The 22,193-nt window shown below is 70.1% G+C and carries 19 protein-coding genes and 1 other RNA gene; 8 read left to right on the top strand and 12 right to left on the bottom strand.

What is annotated here, in order from left to right; translation table 11 throughout:
- Positions 1–85: 85 nt before the first annotated feature.
- The 12 genes from mraY to argH form a co-directional block, all read right to left on the bottom strand.
- Positions 86–1,174: a phospho-N-acetylmuramoyl-pentapeptide-transferase gene (gene mraY / locus EQG76_RS03565; RefSeq protein WP_159710678.1), complete on the bottom strand. Its 1,089-nt coding sequence runs from the start codon at positions 1,172–1,174 to the stop codon at positions 86–88.
- A complete protein-coding gene (locus EQG76_RS03570; protein WP_159710680.1) occupies positions 1,174–2,562 on the bottom strand; it encodes a UDP-N-acetylmuramoyl-tripeptide--D-alanyl-D-alanine ligase in 1,389 nt (462 codons plus the stop codon). The genes mraY and EQG76_RS03570 overlap by 1 nt, the downstream gene beginning before the upstream one ends.
- Positions 2,559–4,028 carry a UDP-N-acetylmuramoyl-L-alanyl-D-glutamate--2,6-diaminopimelate ligase gene (locus EQG76_RS03575; RefSeq protein WP_235031191.1) on the bottom strand — a complete coding sequence of 490 codons (1,470 nt, stop codon included), beginning with the start codon at positions 4,026–4,028 and terminating at the stop codon, positions 2,559–2,561. The genes EQG76_RS03570 and EQG76_RS03575 overlap by 4 nt, the downstream gene beginning before the upstream one ends.
- Entirely contained in the window at positions 4,006–5,718 is a 1,713-nt protein-coding gene (locus EQG76_RS03580; protein ID WP_159710682.1) for a peptidoglycan D,D-transpeptidase FtsI family protein, read from the bottom strand. The genes EQG76_RS03575 and EQG76_RS03580 overlap by 23 nt, the downstream gene beginning before the upstream one ends.
- Entirely contained in the window at positions 5,715–6,089 is a 375-nt protein-coding gene (ftsL, locus tag EQG76_RS03585) for a cell division protein FtsL (protein ID WP_159710684.1), read from the bottom strand. Before ftsL ends, EQG76_RS03580 begins: the two co-directional genes overlap by 4 nt.
- The gene (gene rsmH / locus EQG76_RS03590) at positions 6,086–7,108 is read right to left on the bottom strand and encodes a 16S rRNA (cytosine(1402)-N(4))-methyltransferase RsmH (RefSeq protein WP_235031192.1); all 1,023 of its coding nucleotides are present in this window, start codon (positions 7,106–7,108) and stop codon (positions 6,086–6,088) included. Before rsmH ends, ftsL begins: the two co-directional genes overlap by 4 nt.
- Positions 7,109–7,631: 523 nt before the next feature.
- An RNA gene (gene rnpB / locus EQG76_RS03595) (RNase P RNA component class A) lies at positions 7,632–8,031 on the bottom strand.
- A 14-nt stretch (positions 8,032–8,045) separates the two neighbouring features.
- Positions 8,046–8,765, bottom strand: a complete 720-nt coding sequence (locus tag EQG76_RS03600) for an N-acetylmuramoyl-L-alanine amidase (protein WP_159710708.1) — start codon at positions 8,763–8,765, stop codon at positions 8,046–8,048.
- Entirely contained in the window at positions 8,737–11,274 is a 2,538-nt protein-coding gene (locus tag EQG76_RS03605) for a TIGR02302 family protein (RefSeq protein ID WP_159710686.1), read from the bottom strand. Before EQG76_RS03605 ends, EQG76_RS03600 begins: the two co-directional genes overlap by 29 nt.
- A 46-nt stretch (positions 11,275–11,320) precedes the next feature.
- Positions 11,321–12,580 carry a diaminopimelate decarboxylase gene (gene lysA, locus EQG76_RS03610; RefSeq protein ID WP_159710688.1) on the bottom strand — a complete coding sequence of 420 codons (1,260 nt, stop codon included), beginning with the start codon at positions 12,578–12,580 and terminating at the stop codon, positions 11,321–11,323.
- Complete coding sequence (gene lptM, locus EQG76_RS03615) at positions 12,577–12,735, bottom strand: LPS translocon maturation chaperone LptM (protein ID WP_159710690.1); 159 nt, start codon at positions 12,733–12,735, stop codon at positions 12,577–12,579. The genes lysA and lptM overlap by 4 nt, the downstream gene beginning before the upstream one ends.
- A gap of 29 nt (positions 12,736–12,764) precedes the next feature.
- On the bottom strand, positions 12,765–14,132 hold the full coding sequence (gene argH, locus EQG76_RS03620) for an argininosuccinate lyase (RefSeq protein WP_159710709.1): 1,368 nt from the start codon (positions 14,130–14,132) through the stop codon (positions 12,765–12,767).
- 48 nt (positions 14,133–14,180) lie between these two features.
- On the opposite strand from argH, the gene EQG76_RS03625 reads away from it, so the two are divergent.
- The 8 genes from EQG76_RS03625 to EQG76_RS03660 all read left to right on the top strand — a co-directional run bounded on the left by EQG76_RS03625 (position 14,181) and on the right by EQG76_RS03660 (position 22,164).
- Positions 14,181–14,702 carry a TlpA family protein disulfide reductase gene (locus EQG76_RS03625; RefSeq protein WP_159710692.1) on the top strand — a complete coding sequence of 174 codons (522 nt, stop codon included), beginning with the start codon at positions 14,181–14,183 and terminating at the stop codon, positions 14,700–14,702.
- A 198-nt stretch (positions 14,703–14,900) separates the two neighbouring features.
- Positions 14,901–15,665, top strand: coding sequence for an SGNH/GDSL hydrolase family protein (locus EQG76_RS03630; RefSeq protein ID WP_159710694.1), 765 nt, complete (start codon positions 14,901–14,903; stop codon positions 15,663–15,665).
- 201 nt (positions 15,666–15,866) lie between these two features.
- Positions 15,867–16,976 carry an ABC transporter substrate-binding protein gene (locus EQG76_RS03635; RefSeq protein WP_159710710.1) on the top strand — a complete coding sequence of 370 codons (1,110 nt, stop codon included), beginning with the start codon at positions 15,867–15,869 and terminating at the stop codon, positions 16,974–16,976.
- A gap of 46 nt (positions 16,977–17,022) precedes the next feature.
- Positions 17,023–18,075 carry an ABC transporter ATP-binding protein gene (locus EQG76_RS03640; protein WP_159710696.1) on the top strand — a complete coding sequence of 351 codons (1,053 nt, stop codon included), beginning with the start codon at positions 17,023–17,025 and terminating at the stop codon, positions 18,073–18,075.
- A 56-nt stretch (positions 18,076–18,131) separates the two neighbouring features.
- Positions 18,132–18,929 carry an ABC transporter permease gene (locus EQG76_RS03645; RefSeq protein ID WP_159710711.1) on the top strand — a complete coding sequence of 266 codons (798 nt, stop codon included), beginning with the start codon at positions 18,132–18,134 and terminating at the stop codon, positions 18,927–18,929.
- Positions 18,926–19,720: an ABC transporter permease gene (locus tag EQG76_RS03650; RefSeq protein WP_159710698.1), complete on the top strand. Its 795-nt coding sequence runs from the start codon at positions 18,926–18,928 to the stop codon at positions 19,718–19,720. Before EQG76_RS03645 ends, EQG76_RS03650 begins: the two co-directional genes overlap by 4 nt.
- A 4-nt stretch (positions 19,721–19,724) precedes the next feature.
- Complete coding sequence (locus EQG76_RS03655; protein WP_159710700.1) at positions 19,725–21,353, top strand: 5-guanidino-2-oxopentanoate decarboxylase; 1,629 nt, start codon at positions 19,725–19,727, stop codon at positions 21,351–21,353.
- A 10-nt stretch (positions 21,354–21,363) separates the two neighbouring features.
- A complete protein-coding gene (locus EQG76_RS03660; protein WP_159710702.1) occupies positions 21,364–22,164 on the top strand; it encodes a carbon-nitrogen hydrolase family protein in 801 nt (266 codons plus the stop codon).
- Positions 22,165–22,193 lie beyond the last annotated feature (29 nt).

Raw genomic sequence — 22,193 nt, forward strand, 5'->3', positions numbered from 1 at the left:
CCCGGACGGCGGCCAAGCCGCTGCGCCCCAGGCCCAGCACGCCCACGTCAGCTCCCGCGATCCGTTCCATCCAGCCCATCTCGGCTCACCTCAGCTTGAGGGTGGAGAGGCCTACCAGGGCCAGGATCGAGGCGATGATCCAGAAGCGGATCACGATCGTCGATTCCTGCCAGCCCAGCTTCTCGAAGTGGTGGTGCAGCGGCGCCATCCGGAACACCCGCCGCCCCGTCATCTTGAAACTGGCAACCTGCACGATCACTGACACCGCCTCCAGCACGAACAGGCCGCCGATCACCATCAGCACCAGTTCGTGCTTCACGATCACCGCGGTCACGCCGAGCGCGCCGCCTGCGGAGAGCGAGCCGGTGTCGCCCATGAACACCATGGCCGGCGGGGCGTTGAACCAGAGGAAGCCCATGGACGCGCCGACCAGCGCCGCCAGAAACACGGTGATCTCGCCGGCCCCCGGGACATGGGGGATGCCCAGATAGTTGGCGAAGATCACGTTGCCGCCGAGATAGGCGATCATGCCAAAGCAGCCGGCGGCGATCATCACCGGCACGATCGCCAGCCCGTCCAGCCCATCGGTCAGGTTCACCGCGTTGGAGCTGCCCATCATCACCAGGGTGGCGAACAGGGGGAACAGGAAGCCCAACGGGATGAAGGCGTCCTTGAAGAAGGGCAGCGCCAGCGCGGTGGCCCCCGGCCCATTCACGACCAGCACGAGATAGAGGGCCACGATCAGCCCGATCAGCGCCTGGGCCAGGAGCTTCATCCGCCCGGACAGGCCCTTGCTGTTGCGCTTGGTGAGCTTGAGGTAGTCGTCGCTGAAGCCGATCAGCCCGTAGCCCAGCGTCACGAACAGGACGCACCAGGTATAGTCGTTGGACAGGTCGGCCCAGAGCAGGGTGGACAGGCTGAGCGCCAGCAGGATCAGCACGCCGCCCATGGTGGGCGTGCCCTTCTTGGTGAGCAGATGGCTTTCCGGGCCGTCCAGGCGGATCGGCTGGCCGCCCGGCTGCTTGCTCTTCAGCCAGCGGATCACCTTGGGTCCCAGCCAGAAGCTGAGCAGGAGTGCCGTCATCACCGCCCCGCCGGCGCGAAACGTGATGTAGCGGAACACGTTGAGGACGTTCACCGTCTCCGAAAGGGGGACCAGCAGGTGGTAGAGCATCAGCCCTGTCCCCCTGCCGCGAGCCCGTCGACGATCACGCGCATCCGACTTCCTAGTGAACCCTTGACCAGCACCACGTCGCCATCCTGCAGCTCGCGTTGGAGCAGCGGCAGGAGCTCGGCGCTGGTGGGTGCGTGATGGACCGCGATGGAGCAGGCCAGCCGCCCGGCGAGACTCGCCATGGCCTGGCCGCAGAGATAGGCAGCCTCGACGCCGGCCGCCGCCAGATCGGGGGCCAGCCCGGCATGGAGCGACTCTGCGTGAGCGCCCAGTTCCAGCATGTCACCCAGCACCGCGACCTTGCGGCCGTGCTGGCGTGCCAGCACGTCCAGGGCTGCCCGCATCGAGGCCGGGTTGGCGTTGTAGCTCTCGTCCAGCAGCAGGACGGTGGCACCGCCGGGCAGACGGAGCGCCCGGCGCACGCCCCTTCCCTCGACCGGGCGGACCAGCGCCATCCGGCCGGCCACTGCCTCGGGGTCGAGACCCAGGGCCATGGCCACGGCGAGCCAGCCCAGGCTGTTCTCGACTTGGTGGGTACCGGGCAGGTCGAGCCGCCAGCGGTGCGTCCGCCCCTGGAACCGGGCCTCGACCCGGCTGCCGTCCGCGTCGCCTGCCTCGGCCAGGAGCTGCAGGTCGGCACCGGCGGAGCGGCCGAAGGTGAGGATGGTCCCGGCCCCTGAGCCCCGGGCTGCCTGGAGGAGGAGGTCCGCCCAGCGATTGTCAGCGGGCAGCACCACCGTGCCGCCCGGATCGATCGCCTCCATGATCTCGGCCTTGGCGCGGGCGATCGCCTCCTCGCCGGGGAAATGGCCGAGATGGGCCGGGGCCACCGTGGTCACCAGTGCCACATGGGGCCGGACCTGGGCTGCCAGGGCCCGGATCTCGCCCGGATGGTTCATGCCCAGCTCGAACACGCCGAACGCCGTGTCCTGCGGCATTCGGGCCAGGCTCAGCGGCACGCCCCAATGGTTGTTGTGGCTCTTGGCGCTGGCATGGACCGGGCCGAACCCGGCGAGCAGCGTGGCGAGCGCCGCCTTGGCGGTGGTCTTGCCCGCACTGCCGGTGATCGCGACGACCCGTGCACCGGTCGCGGCACGCCGGACACGGCCTAGCCCCTCCAGGCCCAAGAGCGTATTGGCCACGACCAGGCCGGGCGCTCCGGGCGGCAGCGCATCCCTGCTGGCGACCATGGCGGCGGCGGCACCGGCGGCCAACGCGTCGCCCACGAAGGCATGGCCGTCGCGATGCTCGCCCTCGAGCGCCACGAACAGGTCGCCCGGCTGGAGTTCACGAGTGTCGATCGCCACGCCGCTCGCCTGCCAGCTGGGCCCGGCGGGCGTGCCGCCCGTGGCCAGCGCCGCTTCCTCGGAGGTCCAGAGCGCACTCATGCCGGGGCCAGCTCCGCGAGTGCCGCCCGGGCGACCTCGGCATCGTCGAACGGATGGGTTACGCCGCGTATCGTCTGGCCGCGCTCATGGCCCTTGCCGGCGATCAGCAGCAGGTCGCCCGGGCGCAGCTCGCTCACCGCTGTGCGGATCGCCAGCGCCCGGTCGCCGATCTCGCGCGCACCGGCTGGCATGCCCTTCAGCGCCGCGGCTCGGATCGCGGCCGGGTCCTCGCCCCGCGGGTTGTCGTCGGTCACGATCGCCACGTCCGCCCGCTCCGCGGCCACCCGGCCCATCAGGGGCCGCTTGCCCGGGTCGCGGTCGCCCCCGCAGCCGAACACCACGAAGAGGCGGCCTTGGACGTGCGGCCTTGCCGCGGCCAGCGCCTTTTCTAGCGCGTCGGGCGTATGCGCGTAGTCGACATAGACGGCGGCACCGCCAGGCGTGGCACCTACCAGTTGCATGCGGCCGGGCGCGCCCACGACCTGCGGGATCAGCCGGACCGCGTCGATGGGATCGCCGCCGGTCGCCTGCCACAGCCCTACAGCCGCCAGGAGGTTCTCCGCCTGGAACCCACCCACCAGCGAGCTCGCGACCCGGAACTCCTGGCCGGACAGCGCCAGCACCAGGCCCTGGCCGCCCGGCTCCGGCCGCTGCTCGACCAGGCGCAGCACGCGGGCACTGTGGCCATAGTCGATCACCCGGATGCCGCGTTGCGCGCAGACCGCCGCCAGCGCCGGGAACTCCGGCATGTCCGCGTTCAGCACCGCGATACCGTCCGGCGCCAGCACCTCGGCGAACAGGCGGCGCTTGGCGGCCAGATAGGCGGCCATGTCGCCGTGATGGTCGAGATGGTCGCGGGTGAGATTGGTGAAGGCGGCGGCCGTAATGCGCAGCCCATCGACGCGGCGCTGCTCCAGGCCGTGGCTGGAGGCCTCGATCACCAGCCGCTCCACCCCCGACCCGGCCAGCTCGGCGGCCAGGCGCTGCAGGGTCAGGACGTCCGGCGTGGTGAGGTTGCCCGGCAGGTCGCCCGTCGTGGACTGCACGCCGAGCGTGCCGATCGAGGCGGACTTGTGGCCGGACAGCGCCCAGAGCTGGCGGGTGAAGCTCGCGACCGAAGTCTTGCCGTTGGTGCCGGTGACCGCTGCGACGATGGCGGGCTGCCGGCCGAAGAAACGCGCGGCGAGCCTGGCCAGTGCCGCGGCGGGGTCGGGGGCTGCCAGCACCGACACATCGAGGGTGCGCCCCGCCAGGGGGGGGCCGCCGAGCACGGCAACGGCGCCCGCCGCGATCGCCTGATCGACGAAGGTGCTGCCGTCCACGCGCGTGCCGGGCAGGGCCCCGAACAGCGAGCCGGGCCGCACCTCGCGCGAATCGACTGCCAGGTCGCGGATCTCCGGATCCGTTGCATCGGGTGCCGGCAGGACCGTCAGGTCCAGCCCCTCAATGAGGCGCGAAAGCCGCAAGCTGCGCCTCCCTGCCCCGTCGCTTCATTTCCTCCTGCTGGATCTCCGGCGGCGCCTTGGCCAGGAAGCCGTCCTCGACCTCCTGCGGGACCAGCGGCACGCCCAGAAGCGGAGCCACCCGGCTGATGATCTTGCCGGTCGCCGGGGCCGCATTCCAGCTGGCGTAGCGGAAGCCCATCGTAGCTTCGTTGGCGGTCGGGTTGTCCAGCATCACCAGGACGGCGTAGCGCGGCGCGTTCATCGGGAAGGCCGCGACGAAGCTGGAGATCACCACGCCCTTCACATACCTGCCGTTGACCGGCTTGTCGGCAGTTCCGGTCTTGCCGCCCACCATCATGCCGGGCACTCGGGCCTTGGTACCGCCGCCGCCTACGACGTTCAGCCAGAGCAGCTCGCGGATCTGGTCCGAGGCTGCCTGCGAGATCACGCGCTCGCCCGGCACTGGCTGCTCGGGATCGCGCCGCAGCAGCGTGGCCGGGCGCAGAATCCCGCCGTTCACGACAGCGGCGAAGGCGTTCAGGAAGCTGAGCGGCGTAACCGCCAGGGTGTGGCCATAGGAGACTACCGCCACGGTGATGTCTGGCCAGCGCTTCGGCACAAGCGGGCTGCTCACCCCCGGCAGCTCCAGCTGGGCCTTCTCCAGGAGCCCGAGCTTCTCCAGATAATGGTGCTGCAGCTCGCGCCCCCCGGCCAGCGCCATGCGCGCCGTGCCGATGTTGGAGCTGTTGATGAACACGTCGGTAGTGGACGCCCAGCGCTTGAGCATGTGAGCGTCGCCGATCGAGCGGCGGCCGATCTTCAGCCGCTCGCGGACGTCCCACATATCATCCATCCGCACCACGCCGGCATCGAGCAGGGTGGCCAGCGTCAGGCTCTTGAACAACGAGCCTACCTCGTAGACGCCCTCCGTGTTGCGGTTGAAGCGGCGCACGTCGTCGGGCGAGACCGGGTGGTTCGCGTCGAAGTCGGGCAGGCTGACCATAGCCAGCAGCTCACCGGTATGCACGTCCATGATCATGGCGTTGCCGGCGGCCGCCTCGTAGGTGCGGATGGCGCTGGCCAGCTCCTCGCGCAGGGCCTGCTGGACGCGCAGGTCGATGGACAGCGCGAACGGCTCGCGGTCGCGCATCCCAGCCTCGGTGCGGATGGTCTTGTCGAACACCAGCTCCAGACCGCTCAGCCCGTTATTATCGATCCCGGTCTGGCCGATCAGGTGCGCCACCAGATTGGCCTGCGGATAGACCCGCCGCGGTTGGTCGCGGAACTCGATGCCGGGAATGCCCAGGCGTAGCAGGTCGGCCTGCTGCCTGGGCGAGATCCGCCGCTCCAGCCAGATGAAATGCCGGTCGGTGTCCAGCAGGCGGGCGATGATGCGCGGATCGCGCTCCAGCACGGCGCCGAGGCTGCGATAGACCTCCGGGTCCTTGGGAACCTCGCGCGGGTCCGCACCCACGCCTGAGACGATCACATCGGTCGCGACCGGAACGCCGCGCCGGTCGACGACGTCGCGGCGGCTGATGCCGTCCTTGGGCAGCACCAGGGCGGCGGCGCGCTCCTCCTTGGCCGCGAACTGGGTGATGTCCACCAGGCGGAAGGCCAGCGTCGCGAACAGGAGCCCGAAGGTCGCGACCACGACCCCGATCCGCCTTCGGCCGAGCGCTACCGAATCGAGCGGCACCTTCTCCCTCATCGCGGCAGCCCGCCCAGGGCCAGGGGCTTGAGCCGGGCCGGCACTTCCGCCCCGGACGGCAGCAGGACCGCGAGCATCCGGTCGGCATAGGCGACCCGCGCATGATCGGGCAGGGTGCTGGCGCTGACGAGCTGCCGCACGGTCACCGGCACCATGTCGAGCTTGGGTGCCACCGCGACGATCCGGTCCGGATGGGTGCGCAGCGCCAAGTCGGTCTCCAGCGTGCGAATCTCGTCCACCGTGCGCGCGATCTCGCGCTCCAGGCCGTGCGCATGCCGCTCCAGCCGCACTACCGCATATTTCAGGTGGAAGGTGGACCAGGCCGTGCCCAGCAGGAGAAGCACGAGAAACACCAAGTTCCGCCCGGTCATCGCCCGTCCCCTCTCATCCCCGGCTCGCCCTGCTCCGGCGGCCGGTGTTCGTATCCTTCCCCGAGACGCACGGCCGCGCGCAGGCGCGCCGAGCGGGCCCGGGGGTTGCCTTCGGTTTCTGCCAGTCCGGGGCGCTGCGGCCGGTCCACCAGCCAAGCCCAGCGTGGCGCCACCTCGGCCAGCGGCGGCAGGTGGCGGTACGCGCGCCGGACCCGCCCCCCACGCTCGTTCACGAAATCCTTGACGATCGAATCCTCGCCCGAATGGAAGGACACGGCGACTAGCCGGGCACCCGGGCGCAGCACCCGCTCCGCCGCGTCGAGTGCGGCGCGCAGTTCACCCAGCTCGTCGTTCACCACGATGCGCAGGGCCTGGAAGGTCCGGGTCGCCGGATCGATGCCCTCGCGCCCCTGCCCCTTGACCCGGGCCACCAGCTCGGCCAGCCGGCGCGTGGTATCGATCGGCGCCTTCTGGCGCTCGGCCACCACGGCGCGCGCGATCCGGCGTGCGTCACGCTCGTCGCCGTGGTTCCACAGCATCCGCGCGAGCTCGATCTCGCTGAGGCTGGCCAACAGCTCGGCGGCCGTGGGCCCGTCCTTGGACATGCGCATGTCCAAGGGGGCGTCGTGGCGGAAGGAGAAGCCGCGCTCGGGCTGGTCGAGCTGGAAGGAGGAGACACCCAGGTCGAACACGACCGCATCGATCGCGGGGATGTCCAGGTCCGCCAGCACCCGCTCGAGCTCACCGAACCGCGCGTGGACCAGGGTCAGGCGCGGCTCGCCTGCCAGATCACGCTGGCCGCGGGCGATGGCATCGGGGTCGCGGTCGAGCGCCACCAGCCGCGCCACCCCGCGCGCCAGAATCGCCCGACTGTATCCGCCGCCGCCGAAGGTGGCATCCACCACGACCTGCCCCTCGCCAGGCTCGAGCGCCCGCAGCACCTCGGCCAGCATCACCGGCGCGTGACCCTGGGCGGTCTGCCGATCGGCATCGGTGGGGGTAGCGTCGGTCGGGACCACGGGCCGCAACGTCCTCGAGCGAAGGCTGCACGACTATCGCCTGGGGGTTAACACGCAGCGCACAGGCGACCAACGGTTTTCTTAGGTTTTCCCAGGAAGTTCTTCGGTTGTCACCATTTTCCCGCGGCCTTGCGCGAACCGATACTAGGGAACTTCCAAAAGCAGGCAAAAGCAGCCAATGACGAAGTCGCCCAGACGGCGCGCGTCTATTTAATTATTCTTGGATAGCCTTGTCGCCATTCATGCCAGCCGCCCGACGGGCGGCAATAGGGCATGTGGCGCCCGCGCCGACGGCTCAACCTATGGGCGTGGCATCGCGCTTGTTATGGGCGCGGCTCCCGGGATGGTCAAGCCGCAAACACCACCCTGCTTGTGGATATCGTACCACAACCTGTGGAAAAACACGGCTCCGCCAGCCCTGCTGGTTGTGGATAACCCTGCGGAAATCTCCAGTTGTGGCATGGATAATCCATGGTGCATCGACCCGTCGGCCAGCGCTTAGTTTTCTACCAAACGGTGAAAATACGTCAGGCGGCCTGTAAGCCGGGTTCTGTTCCCGCCGCACGGGCGGGAGGCGACCATTCCTCTGGGACGGCGCTCACGCGCCGCCTCGCGCGACCGACCCGGACGACCAGCCCGGAAGCAGGCCTGCAGGCGCGAAGCCTGCTGTCGTCCCTATTTGGTCTTGCTCCCGGTGGGGTTTGCCCTGCCGCCACCGTCGCCGGCGGCGCGGTGCGCTCTTACCGCACCTTTTCACCATGACCCGCAGGCCAAGGATGGCCCAGGCGGGCTGTTCGGTCTCTGTGGCACTTTCCCTGGGGTCGCCCCCGCCGGGCGTTACCCGGCACCGTGCTTCCGTGGAGCCCGGACTTTCCTCGCCCCCCGCCATCGCTGGCAAGGAGCGCGGCCGCCCGGCCGCCTGACGCGGGCACGGCCTCTACCACGATGCGTCCCCGAACTGAAGCCTCTCAACCGCGCCCAGCAGGCGGCAGGTCTCCGGATCGGCCAACCCGTCCACCCGGCCCGGCCGGTAGCGGCGTTGGAATGCAGCCAGGGCCAGTTCCAGGCCGACACCCTCCTGGTCCACCGGATAGCCGATCGCACGCAGGCTGGCGCGCGGGTCGGCGACCGGCTCCCCGCCCGCTGCCGGCCAGCGCCCGATCCCCGCCGCGGCCAGCCGCGGCCACGGGAACAGCTCACCCGGGTCGGTCTTGCGGTCGGGCGCGATGTCGGAATGGGCCAGGACCCGGGCCGGCGGGATCGGCCAGCGGCGCAGGATCCCCCGGCACAGCCGGATCACCGCCAGGATCTGCGCCTCGGGAAAGGGTCGGTAGCCCCATTCGTGGCCGGGATTGACGATCTCCACCCCGATCGAGCTGCCGTTCAGGCCGGACCGGTCGGCCCAGGCACTGATCCCGGCATGCCAGGCCCTGCGGCTTTCCGGCACCAGCGCTAGGATCGTCCCGTCCTCGTCCACCAGCCAGTGCGCGCTCACCTTGGCGGCCGGATCGCGCAGCCGGTCGAGCGCCAAGCCGACACTGCGCATCCCGGTATAGTGGAGCACCAGTGTATCGACCGCAGTGCCCGGCGGCCGCTCGTCCTGGTTGGGCGAGGGCCGGGCGCGGGGTTCAGAACCGCTCGAGCAGCCGGTCGTAATAGTCGAGCTCCATCCGTGGCCGGTTCGGGTCGCCGGAGCGGCGGTAGAGCTCCTCCAGCACCGCCCTGGCCCGGCCGAGCGCCGCCTCGTCGGGCACCGAGGTGCTCTCCGTGTCGACCCCGCCCATCCCTTCGGGCTGGCGGCCGAACGGGTCACGCTGCATGCCGGCCTGGTTGCGGCCGGGCTGGCCCGGCTGGCTACCGCCCGGCTGGCCCTGGCCCTGCCCCTCGCCCATCTGCTGGCGCATCTGGTCCATGATGCCGCGGCCCGCCTCCTGCATCAGCGCCATCGCCTGGCCCTGCGGATCGGTGGCGGCACCCGGGCTGCCCTGCTGGAGCTGCCCTTCCGCACCGCGCATCTGCAGTTCCGCCTGGCCGAGCTCGTCCGGGATCTCCATACCCTGCTCGGCCAGTCCCTCCATGATCTGACCGAGCTGCCGCCGGAGTATCTCCTGGAGCTGGGCGAGCTGCTCGGGCGTCATCTGCTGCTCGCCCTGCTGGCCCTGCTGGCCTTGTTGCCCCTGCTGGCCCTGCTGGCCCGGCTGCTGCGGCATCTGGTTCATCTGCCGGTCCATCCGGAACGCCTCGTCCTGCAGCATCTGCTGGCGGCGGATCGCCTCCTGCAGGTCGGACAGGGCCTGCTCGCCCGGGCTGGGCTCGCCCTGCGGCATGGGCAGCTGGGCCTGGAGGTTCTCCATCATCTCGCGCAGCTGGGAGAGCAGCTGCTCGGCCGCCTCACGCGAGCCGCTTTTCAGCATCTCGCGCGCCCGGTCGAGCATCGACTGGAGGTCCTGCCGGTCGACCATGTTCGGGTTGGGCTCACCCGGCGGCATCTGCTGCTGCTCGCGCAGCGCCCGCTCCAGCGCCTCCGGATCGCGCATCGCCTCGGCCAAGGCCTCGCGGGTCAGCTCGTCCAGATAGCGGTCCATCGCCGCCTGGAGCTCGTCCATCAGCCGCTCGATCTCGGCATCGTCGCGGCCCTCGGCCAAAGCCCGCTCCAGCTCCTCCTGGAGGCGGCGCATGTCCGCCTCGGCCGTGGCCATCCGCCCTTCCTCCACGAACAGGGCGGTCTCCCAGAGCTGCTCCAGTACCGAGTTCAGCTCCTGATCGGACAGCTCGCCCCGGCGCAGCCGCTCCGCCGCACTGCTGAGCGACAGCGGCACTGAGCTCGGCAGCTCCTCCATCATCTGGCTGCCGGCGAGCTGGTCCAGGATGTCGGCCACCGATTCCCGCTCCTGCGGCGTCTCGGCCAGGTCCTTGCGCTGCTCGATGATAGCGCGGGCCACCGGATGCTCGAAGGTCCGCTCGGGCAGCTTCAGGATGATCGGCTCCGAGCGGCCTTCCTGGCCGGCCGCGTCCACGGCGACCAGCACCATGCGCACCTCCGCCCCGGCGAGCGGGTGCGGGGTGGTGTCCAGATAGGAGCGGCCCTTGGCCTCGCGCGGCTGGTCCGGCAGCGACTTCAGCGCGATCCGCTCCGGCGGCCGGTCGCCGGAAGTGGGCTCGATCTCCAGCGCCACCGACACCAGGCCATAGTCGTCGGCGCCGCTCCAAGCGAGTTCCAGCGCGTTGCGCAGCGTGGTGCGCGGCTCGTCCTCGCTCCGGATGGTCGGAACCCGGTCCGGCTGGGCGGCGAGCAGGAAGCGGGCGATCTCCGCCTGCGCCTCGTCCCGCACCACGAGGTCGCCGTCATGGACGACCTCCAGCCGCGCCTCGGCGCTGGCCTCGCCCAGCCGCGTCGCGGTGAGCTCCTGGTCCTCGAAACGGACCTGCGGTGCCGGCGCCCCCTCGGGCAGGTGATGGACCTGGAGTAGGGCCTGCGAGCCGGCCGGCACCAGGGTGCGGCGCTGGCCGCCGGCGGCCACCATCTGCGGCGGCAGCCTGGTGTAGGCGGGCGGCTCCACCCACAAGGTCGCGGCCATGGCCTCGGTGGGCGTACGCGCCGCGAGGCCAGGGATCACCGCCTCCTGCAGGCGCTGGCCGAACCGGCCCTCGGCATCGACCAGGGCCAGCACCAGCACCAGGAGCACCCCTACCCGGATCGCCCAGGGATCCAGGCGAGGCAGCTCCGAGCGCGGCGGCGCCAGCCTGGTGCGTCCCGCCAGCTCGGCCAGCCGCGCCTTGTGCCGGGCCCACAGCGCCTGGGTGAAGGGGTCGTCGCCGCCCGCGGCCAGCCGGTCCTCCAGCCCGCGCAGCGGCGCATGGCTGAAGCCGCTGTCGGCCTCCAGCCGGCGCAGCGCGTCGCCCCGCCGGGCCGGCCGGAACCCGCGCAGCGAACGGTAGCCCACGTAGAGGAAGCCCGCCGCGAACAGGAGCAGCACCAGCGCGTGCAGGATGGCCGGCAGCTTCGCCAGGAGGCCGAACAGCGCCAGGATCAGGAACAGGCACAGGACCAGCAGCGGCCAGCGGGCCGCCGTCCACAGCCGTTCCAGGTCCACGAACAGACGGGCCGCATGAATGATCCGGCTCAGTCGGCGCGGCAGGTCCGCCGCATGCTTCGACCCGTTCAATGGCCGCTCCTTCCAGGGCTGGCTGCCTGTCTGCCCGCTTTCCGGCTCACTCCAGCCAGAGCGGGATCGTCTCGTCCTCGTACTGCCTTTCCACCGCGCGACGCGGGGTGATCACGGTGAAGCGATCTCCGTCTACCATGACTTCGGCCGGTCCTGGCCGAGAATTGTAGTCCGATGCCATCACGCTTCCATAGGCGCCGGCCTGCATGATCGCGACCAGTTCCCCTTCCACCAGGCGCGGCAGCGGCCGGCCCCGTGCGAAGAAGTCGCTGCTCTCGCAGATCGGGCCCACCACCTCGGTCGGCACCAGCGGGCCGTCCTTGGCGACCACCGGCACGATGTCATGCCAGGCGCCGTACATGGCCGGGCGGATCAGCGTGTTCATGCCGGCGTCCAGCACCAGGAAGCGATGGGCGGCCGTCTCTTTCAGGTAGATCGCGCGCGCCACCAGCACCGCCTGCTCGGCGACCAGGAACCGCCCGGGCTCTAGCACCACGGTGGCGCCCAGGCCGGCGGTCAGCCGAAGCACCATCCGGGCATAGTCGGCAATCGTGAAGCTCGGTGGCTCCTGGTAGCGCACGCCGAACCCGCCGCCGACATCGACCCGGCTCAGCTCCAGGCCGGTATCCCGGATCGCCCTGAACGCCTCCAGCACCCGGCGATAGGCGGCCTCGAACGGGACCAGCTCAGTGATCTGCGAGCCGATATGGCAATGGAGGCCCACCGGCTTGATCCCGGCCATGGTCGCGGCCTCGGCCAGGATCGCCGGCGCGTCCTCCACCGGCACGCCGAACTTGTCGCCCTTCTTGCCGGTGGAGATCTTGTCGTGGCCGCCTGCGGCCACGTCGGGGTTGACCCTGAGCGCCACGGGTGCCCGGCGCCCCATGGCACGGGCCACCTGGTCCAGCCGGCGCAGCTCCTCGATCGATTCGACGTTGAACTGGAAGATGCCCTGGGCCAGGCCGAGCCGCATCTCGTCCGTGTCCTTGGCGACCCCGGCGAACACGATCCGCTCGGGCGGGCAGCCAGCCTTGAGCGCCCGGGCGATCTCGCCGCCCGAGACCGTGTCCATGCCCAGACCCATGCCGGCGAACAGCCTGAGCACCGCCAGATGGTGGTTGGCCTTCACCGCATAGCAGATGCGCACGTCATGGCCGGCGAACGCGTCCAGCAGCGTGCGGGCCTGGCGGCGCATCCCGCCTGCGGAATTGACATAGACGGGCGTGCCGGCCGTCTCGGCGATGGCCGGCAGCGCCACGTCCTCGACGAACAGCACGCCGTCGCGCCGGGTGAAGCTGCCGGTCATCCGCCGGCACCCGGCTGAGTCCGGCTCGGTGATCCAGCCTGGCCGGGCGCTTCCCCCGGGCTGGGCTCCGGCGGGATCTCCAGGGCACCCTTCTTGCCGCAGGCGCCAAGGGCCAGGGGCAGGGCAAGGGCCGCGAGCAGCAGCAGGACACGCATCGGCAGGACCCGATCAGGCAGGTATTGGCTCACAGGAAGCGGACCCGGGCAGCAACGATCGCCTCGCGCACCCGTAACGGTGCCGTGCCGCCCTCACTGGTCCGGCTCGCCACCGAGTTCTCCACGCCCAGCACTGCGAAGATACGCTGATCGATCCGCGGGTCGACCGCCTGCAGCGCGTCCAGCGGCAGCTCCTCCAGGGCGCAGCCGCGCTCCTCGGCGACCTTCACGCAGCGCGCGGCGATCCCGTGGGCATCACGGAAGGGCACGCCCCCTTCCCGCACCAGCCAGTCGGCGAGGTCAGTGGCGTTGGTGTAGCCCACGCCCGCGGCGGCACGCATCCGCTCGGGATAGAGCGTGATGCCTTCCAGCATGGCCGCCGTGGCGCGCAACACCAGCTCGTAGCTGTCCACCGCGTCGAACAGGCCTTCCTTGTCCTCCTGCATGTCCTTGGAATAGGCCAGCGGCAGGCCCTTCAGCACCACCAGCAGGGCCTGAAGATGGCCCAGCACCCGGCCGGACTTGCCGCGCACCAGCTCGGCGGCGTCTGGATTGCGCTTTTGCGGCATGATCGAGCTGCCGGAGGTGAACGCCTCCGGCATCCGCACGAAGCCGAACTGCGGCGTGCTCCACAGCACCAGCTCCTCGGCCAGCCGCGAGAGATGCACCGCGCCGATCGCGGCCGCCGACAGATAGTCCAGGGCGAAGTCACGGTCGGACACGGCATCAATCGAGTTGGCCATGGGCCTGGCGAAGCCCAGCTCGCGCGCGGTCACTTCCCGGTCGATCGGATAGGAGGTGCCGGCGAGCGCACCGGCGCCCAGCGGGCAGTCGCCGGCGCGGGCCAGCGCCTCCAGGAAGCGCGAGCGGTCGCGGCCCAGCATCTCGACATAGGCCATCATGTGGTGGCCGAAGGTCACCGGCTGGGCGGCCTGCAGATGGGTGAAGCCCGGCATCACCGTGTCAACATTGCGGTCGGCCAGGTCGAGCAGGACCCGCTGCAGCTCCTTGAGCAGGGCGTCCGCGCGCGCCATCGCCCGGCGGGTCCACAGCTTGAAGTCGGTGGCGACCTGATCGTTGCGCGAGCGGGCGGTGTGCAGCCGGCGCCCGGGCTCGCCGATGTCCTCGGTCAGGCGCGCCTCGACATTCAGATGGATGTCTTCCAGTGCGGTCGTGAACTCGAACTCGCCGGCCTCGATCTTCCGAGCGATCCGCTCCAGCCCCGCCAGGATCGCATCCAGGTCGCTCTTGGCGATCACGCCGCGAGCGGCCAACATGCGGGCATGTGCGGCCGAGCCTTCCAGGTCCTCGCGCCACAGCCGACGGTCGAAGGGGATCGAGGCATTGATGGCCTCCATGAGGGGTGCCGGTCCCTCCTGGAAATGGCCGCCCCACATGCTACGTCCGCTGCCGGTGCTCACGCTGCTTCGTCCAGAGGTGATGACTTGAACCGCCGCCTGCTCCTGACCACTGCCCTCGCCAGCCTCGCCGGCACGGGCACCCTCGCCGCGGAGAAGTTCGACTTCCGCCGGCTGCCCGAGCCCGCGGCACTGCCGCAGATAAAGTACCTGGACGAGAGCGGCAACGAGACCGACCTCGCGGCACTCGAGGGGCGCGTGGTGGTGCTCAACCTCTGGGCCACTTGGTGCGCGCCCTGCCGCACCGAGATGCCCTCGCTCGACCGGCTGCAGGCCAAGTACCCCAAGGAAGAGGTGGTGGTGCTGGCGCTCGCCGTCGACCGCGCGGCGAGGGAGAAGGTTGACCAGTTCATGGACGAGGTCGGGGCCACGGCACTCGTGGTCGGCCATGACCAGACCGCCAAGGCTGCCCGCCTGCTCAATGCGCCCGGCCTGCCGGCGACGCTCGTGATCGATCGCGAGGGCCGCGAGGTCGGCCGCCTGCTCGGCATCGCCGAGTGGGACGGGCCGGAGGCGACCGCCCTGGTCGACGAGCTGCTGCAGGGCTGACCCTGTGGCGAATCCGCTCGTCTAGCGATGACGTGATGCAGAATGAACACCATGGTGCATCCTGTATGCAAGTAGGGGCTATGCAACGCCTGCGTGTGCTACTAGTAGCCTCCGCCGACTGTCGTTCATTTCCGTGAGGTCCGGACCTTCATGTTGAGCCGTCGCCAGATAGTTGCAGGCGGCCTGGCTGCCCTAGCCATGCCCTCCATTGTCCGGGCCGCGCCGATCACCAACCAGGTGACCAAGCGGCTGGTCGTGATCGGCGATAGTTACTCGGACCCGGACTACGATACCAGCAACGGCTTGCCGAGCACCCCCAACTGGGCCGAGATCCTGGTGAGCCGCGACCGCGCCGTGAGCATGGTTAATTACGCCCGCTCGGGCGCAACGGCGATGACCTATGCCGGAGCCCCTGCGCGCGGCACGTTCAAGTCCCAGCTGGATCTGTTCCTGGCCAACCCGCGCTACGGGGATGACGACATCACCGTCGTCTATCTGGGATACAATGACATCGCCCGCAGCACCGACCCCCAGGCTCGCTGGCAGACGCTCGCTCCGGCGAAGGCCGACTTCCGCGTGGGCGTCGACCGGCTGCTCACCGCGGGTGCTGCCACCGGCAAGCGCCGCCTGCTGATCGCCGCGGTGCACGACTGGAGCAGGAAGCCGAACAGTCGGGCGGAGTACCTGCCGCGCACCCGCGAGTGGCTGACCTTCACCTACGACTTCGTGAACAAGCGGCGTGCCACCCACAAGGGCATGATCTGCGTCAATGTCTTCCGTCGCTTCAACGACGTGGTGCTCCGCCCGCAGGCCTACGGGCTGAACAACGTCACCACGGCGGATCCGGCCCGCGCCGCCACCACGGCGCTCTACTACAACACCAGCCATTTCGGCGCGAAGGGCCAGACGATCCTCGCCAACGAGTTCAGCAGCGCCTTCGACCTGGTCTGCCGCACCCGCTAGAGCCCGGCTGCATCTACCGGTTCACCCCAGGGGCGGGGCGGCATGGCTGCCCCGCCCCTGGCGCTTTTTGCCGGCCAGGCGGCGCAACCTCGCAAGTCGCGGAGGCTTTGACGAAGGCAGGAAAAGCTCGCAAGCATGATGGGAATGAGACGTCGGCGGCTCGGCAAGCCCGTCGACCCGTCGGCAACCGGGGACGTCACGATGAACTGGAACTCGTCGAAGACCAGCAGCCATCCGGCCGCGGGGCGCAGGCAGGTCCTGCTCGCTGCTGCGGCCACCGGCGCGCTCGCCATGGGTGGGCTGCGGCCCCGGCCGGCACGGGCGGCGGGCTCGCTCAAGGTCGGCACCTATGGCGGCTACTTCAAGGACAGCTTCGACGAGCACATCTACCCCGACTTCACGCGCGAGACCGGGATCCAGGTGGAATCGATCGCGGAACCGACCGGCGAGGCCTGGCTGGTCCAGCTGCAAACCGCGGCGCAGGCCGGCCAAGCACCGGCGGACGTGTCGATGATGGCACAGGTCGCCCGGCTGAAGGGCCAGAACGCCAATCTCTGGGCGAAGCTCGACGAAGCGAAGCTGCCCAACACCAAGAACCTGCACGAGCATTTCGTGCATCGCTACCCGGACGGTGCCATCAGTGGCGTGGGCGCCGTCTCCTGGTACGTGACCCTGTGCACCAACACCGAGGAGTTCCCCGAGCCGCCGACCTCCTGGAAGGCGCTGTGGGATGAGGAGAATGCCGGGCTGATCGGGCTGATGGCGCTGGCCGCCAATTCCTTTCTGCTGGAGATCACGGCGAAGACCTGGTTCGGCGGCACCGACCTGCTGGGCGACGAGGCGGGCGTGCAGCAGGCGCTCGACAAGCTCAAGGAGCTGGTGCCGAACGTGCAGCTCTGGTGGCGTGACGAGGGCCAGTTCCAGCAGGCGCTGGAATCGGGCGAGATCCCGATGGGCGAGTACTATCATGACGTCACCGGGCTGGCCGCCAGCCAGGGCAAGCCGGTCCGCTCGACCTTCCCCGAAGAGGGCGGGGTGCTGGATTCCGGCTCCTGGTGCGTGGTCAACACCTCCAAGGCCATCGACGAGGCGCATGTCTTCATCGACTACATGTCGCGCCCGGACATCCAGGCGAAGCTGGCGCGCAAAGTCGGGACCTCGCCGACCGTCAGGCGCGAGCTCACTGATCTGACGCCGGAGGAGTTCGCCGCGGTCGGCAGCGACATCCCGCCGATCATCCCGCGCTACGACCTCTATGTCGAACGGGACGAGTGGGTCAGCCAGAAATGGAGCGAGCTGATCGCCGGCTGATCTCAGCCGCCCCTTCCATCTTCTCTTCCTGTCCCACGAGGTAGTGATGTCCGGGCTGCGCATCGACCATGTCGGCAAGACCTTCGGCATGTTCGAGGCGCTGAAGGACATCGACCTCGACTTCCCGGACGGCCGCTTCATCTGCCTGCTGGGGCCGTCCGGCTGCGGCAAGACCACGCTCCTGCGGGTGATCGCCGGGCTGGAGACGCCCACCACCGGGCGCATCCTGCTGGACGGCGTCGACATCACCGCAGTGCCGGCACACCGGCGGGGCCTGGGCATGGTGTTCCAATCCCTGGCCCTGTTCCCACACTTGAGCGTCGGCGAGAACATCGCCTACGGCCTGCGCATCCGCGGGGCTGATCTGGCCACCAGGCGCCGGAAGGCCGAGGAGCTCCTGGCGCTGGTCCACCTCCCGGGGGTGGCGGACCGGCCGATCTCGCAGCTCTCGGGCGGGCAGCGCCAGCGCGTTGCCATTGCCCGCGCCCTGGCGCTCGACCCGAAGCTGTTCCTCCTGGACGAGCCCTTGTCCGCACTGGACGCCAAGCTGCGCGAGGCGATGCAGGTCGAGCTGAAGCTTTTGCAGCAGCGCCTGGGCATCTCCACCATCGTGGTCACGCATGACCAGCGCGAGGCGCTGACCATGGCCGACATCGTGGTGGTGATGGACCATGCGCGGGTCCAGCAGGTGGGCCCGCCGCTCGAAATCTACCGCAACCCGGTCAACGCCTTCGTCGCCGACTTCATCGGCACCAGCAACCTCCTGCCGGGCGTGGCCGAGGGCCAGGACACCCTGTCGATCGACGGCATCCAGGTCGCCGGCGCCCGGCCCCATGGCCTCGCCCGGGGCAGCAAGGCGGCGATCTCGATCCGGCCCGAGGAGGTCGTGGTCCATCCGGCGGGCGAGCAGGGGCCGAACCGCCTGCCGGCCGAAGTGACCTTCGTGCGCGACCTGGGTGCCAGTGTCGAGATCATGCTGGCTTGCGCCCGGCGCGAGCTGCTGGCGGTGACCAGCCCCCGGGAGCGGCCGGACGTGCGGGTCGGTGACCGGGTGGTGCTGGAACTGCCACCCGCCGCCTGCGTGGTGCTGCCGTCGTGACCGACCGCTGGCCAAGGGGCCTGCCCGCGCGCCTGCCGGTGCTCTGGCCGGCCGCGATGCTGCTCCTGTTCTTCGTGGTGCCGTTCGGCATCATGCTGGCGGTGAGCTTCTTCCACCAGGTCGAGGGCGGCTTCTACGAGCCGGGCTTCGAGCTGGCCAACTATGCCCGCTTCCTCGACCCGTTCTTCGGCCGGGCCCTGCTGTTCTCCTTGTGGATCTCGGTGCTGGCCGCCGTCATCGTGATTGCGGTGGCCTTCCCGTTCACCTACTGCCTGACCCGGCTGCGCCGACGGGCCCAGATCCCGTTCCTGGTGTTCGTGCTGGCGGTGCTCTCGCTCTCCGAGGTCATCATCGGCTTTGCCTGGTCGACCCTGCTCTCGCGCACGGCCGGCCTGTCCAACCTCGTCGCCTGGGCGGGCCTGATCCCGCGCGCGCAGGCCTGGACGCCCAGCTTCGGCGCCCTGCTGATGGGCCTGTGCTACCTGGGCTTCCCCTACACGGTCCTGATCCTCTTCCCGCCGCTCTCCCGCCTCGACCCGGAGATTCCGGAAGCGTCGCGCACGCTGGGCGCCTCGCCGCTGCGCACCTTCTTCCTGGTGATCGTGCCGGTGCTGCGCGCACCTCTCCTGGGTGCGCTGATTATGGTGTTCGTGTTCAACCTGGGCGCCTATCTGCTGCCGCAGGTGCTGGGCCGGCCGCAGCACTGGACCTTGTCGGTGCACATCTCCGACCAGGCCGTGTTCCAGTCCAACCTGCCGTTCGCCGCCGCCATGGCGATCTTCCTGATGCTGTTCAGCCTAGCGTTCATCGGGCTCACCATGGTGCTGGGCGGGCGGAAGGAGGCGGCGCGATGAACCGGTCGCTGCGCAACCTGTTCATGGGGCTGGTGGTGCTGTTCATGGCCCTGCCGCTCCTGGTAGTGGCCGGCGTGTCGCTGAACGGCGGCCAGCAGCTCCGCTTCCCGCCGCGCGACCCCTCGCCGCGCTGGTATGCCGAGCTGTTCATGGCGGAGGACTGGCTGAACGCGCTGGCCAACAGCCTGGTCATCGCCACCAGCTCGGCGGCCCTGGCACTCGCCATCGCCTTCCCGCTCGCCTGGTTCGTCTGGCGCTACCACACGGGCTACGGCCGGCTCCTCTACGGGCTGGGCATCGCCCCCTTCACCCTGCCGCCGGTGATCACCGCACTGGGCTTTCTGGTGTTCTGGACGGTGGCCGGCTGGCACGGCTCGATCCTGGCGACGATCGTCAGCCACGCGATCTTCTTCGTCACCCTGCCGCTCGTCACGATCAGCCTGGGCCTGGCGGCGATCGACCGGCAGGTGATCGAGGCCGCCACCACCATGGGTGCCGACGAACCCACCGTGTTCCGCACGATCGTGCTCCCGCTGGTCCGGCCCTACCTGATCTCCGGCTACGCCTTCGCCTTCGTGCTCAGCCTGAACGAGTATATCGTGGCCTATATGGTCGCGGGCTTCACCGTGGAAACGCTGCCGATCAAGATCTTCAACAGCCTGCGCTACGGCTACACGCCGGTGATGGCGGTGGTGGCGGTGGTGTTCGTGCTGCTGGCGGTGCTGATCTTCGGCCTGATCGCCCGCTTCGGCGACCTGCCGAGGCTGCTCGGCGCTTGGTCGAAGGAGTGACGGGATGCTTGGTTCCAGCCCTGATACTGGCCTCACCACCGGAGAAGCCCTGGTCCGCCTCCTGGAGGCCTACGGGGTCGAGCTGGTGTTCGGCATCCCGGGCGTGCACACCGTGGGCCTGTATCGCGGCCTGCACGGCGCGCGGCTGCGCCACGTGACACCCCGCCACGAGCAGGGCGCGGGGTTCATGGCGGACGGCTATGCCCGGGTCACCGGCAGGCCCGCTGCCTGCTTCGTGGTCAGCGGGCCAGGCGTCACCAACATTCTGACGGCCATGGGCCAGGCCTATGGCGACAGCGTGCCGATGCTGGTGGTCTCCAGCGTGAACCGGCGCGACCAGCTGGGCATGGGCAAGGGCGCCCTGCACGAGCTGCCCGCCCAGCAGGCGGTGGCCGCGGGTGTCGCCGCCTTCAGCCACACCCTGCTGTCGCCCGACCAGCTGCCCGAGGTGCTGGCCCGCGCCTTCGCCCTGTTCCGCAGCGCTCGGCCACGTCCGGTCCACCTGGAGATCCCGACCGACGTGATCGCGATGGCAGCCGGCCATCTCGACCTGACGCCGGCGGCACTGCCGGGCCGGCCCGGCCCGGACCCTGCCTGCATCGCGCGTGCGGCCCAGCTCCTGCGGGAGGCGGAGCGGCCGGCCGTGGTGCTGGGCGGGGGTGCCGTGGACGCGGCCGAGCCGGCACGCGCCCTGATCGAGCTCCTGAACGCGCCCTTCACCAACTCGGTGAACGCCAAGGGCGTCATGCCCCCGGACCATCCGCTGCACCTGGGCGAGAACCTGTCTTTCCTGCCCCTGCGCGACGCCTTGCGCACGGCCGACCTGGTGCTGGCGGTGGGCACCGAGTTCGGCGAGACCGAAATGTACCCGGAGCCGCAGGAGCTGCAGCTCGACGGTGCCCTGGTCCGGATCGACATCGACCCCCAGCAACTGGCGCGCGGGCCGAAGCCCGCCGTCGCAATCCTGGCCGACGCGCGGCTGGCGCTGGACGCGCTGCTCCATGCGGTGCGCAGCCCGGGCATCGTCCGGGACGGCAGCGAGCGCGCGGGACAAGTCCGCGCTGCGGTCCAGGCGCAATGGTGGCCGGCGATTGCAGGCCATCGCCTTGTGCTGGCGGCGGTCGACCGCGCCCTGCCCGATGCAATCATCGTGGGTGATCAGACCCAGCCGGTCTATGGCGGCAACCAGTTCTACCAGCCGCGCCGGCCGCGCTCCTGGTTCAACGCCAGCACCGGCTACGGTACGCTCGGCTACGCCCTGCCCGCCGCGATCGGCGCCCGGCTGGCCGCCCCCGACCGGCCGGTCGTGGCGCTGATCGGCGATGGCGGCTGCCTGTTCACCCTGCCCGAGCTGGCCTCGGCGGTGGAGGTGGGCGTGCCGATCGTGGTCCTGCTCTGGAACAACCGGGGCTATGGCGAGATCGCCGACTACATGGCCGAGACCGGCGTGCCGAAGCTGGGCGTGGACCTGGTGACGCCGGACTTCGTGGCGGTCGCCCGCGGCTTCGGCTGTGCCGCCGAGCGCGCCACCAGCCTGGACCATCTGGAGCGGCTGCTGGCGGCCAGCGTCGGCCGCAGCGTGCCAACCCTGATCGAGATCGACCAGAACGCGCCGTTTCTCGGCCAACAATGAGGGAAGAACCATGCGGGTGAGGCTGTTCCAGGGACCGTTGCGCGCCGGCACGCCTGCCGAGAACCTGGAGCGGCTGGCCGAGCTGGCGGCCCATGAGGAAGGCGGGCTGCTGGTCTGCCCGGAAATGTTCCTCACTGGCTATGCGATCGGGCGCCCGGCGATCGAGCGCCTGGCCGAGCCGGTCGACGGCCCCTCGGCCCGCCGCGCGCAGATGATCGCTCGGGCCACCGGCACGGCCCTGCTCTACGGCTATCCCGAGCGTGCCGACAATGGTTCGATCTACAACAGCGCCATCCTGATCGGCCGGGACGGGCAGCGCCTCCTGAACTACCGCAAGTGCCATCTGTTCGGCGAGCTCGACCGCGGCGCGTTCGAAGCCGGCGAGGGGCCGGGCCCGGTCGTCGAGCTGGACGGCTTCCGGCTGGGCCTCCTGATCTGCTACGATGTCGAGTTCCCGGAGGCGGTGCGCGCGCTGGCCCTGGCGGGTGCCGAGTTCATCGTGGTGCCGACCGCGCTGATGCAGCCCTATGACGTGGTGGCCCGGATCCTGGTGCCGGCCCGCGCCATCGAGAACCAAGTCTTCCTCGCTTATGCCAATCGCTGCGGCACCGAGGGCGACCTCGTCTACTGCGGGCTGAGCTGCCTGGTCGGGCCGGACGGGACCGACCTCGCCCGGGCCGGCCGGGGCGAGGAGGTGATCGGTGCCCGGATCGAGCAGGAGATGCTCGAGCGCTCGCGGCCCGACTACACCTACCTCGCCGACCGCCGCCCGGACCTCTACCGCGCGCTCGTGCAAGGAGAACGCCGTTGACCTTCAACCAGCCGCTGGGCGGCAACGAG

Origin of the sequence: Geminicoccus flavidas, from assembly GCF_009806515.1 — a bacterium.
GTDB classification, from domain to species: domain Bacteria; phylum Pseudomonadota; class Alphaproteobacteria; order Geminicoccales; family Geminicoccaceae; genus Geminicoccus; species Geminicoccus flavidus.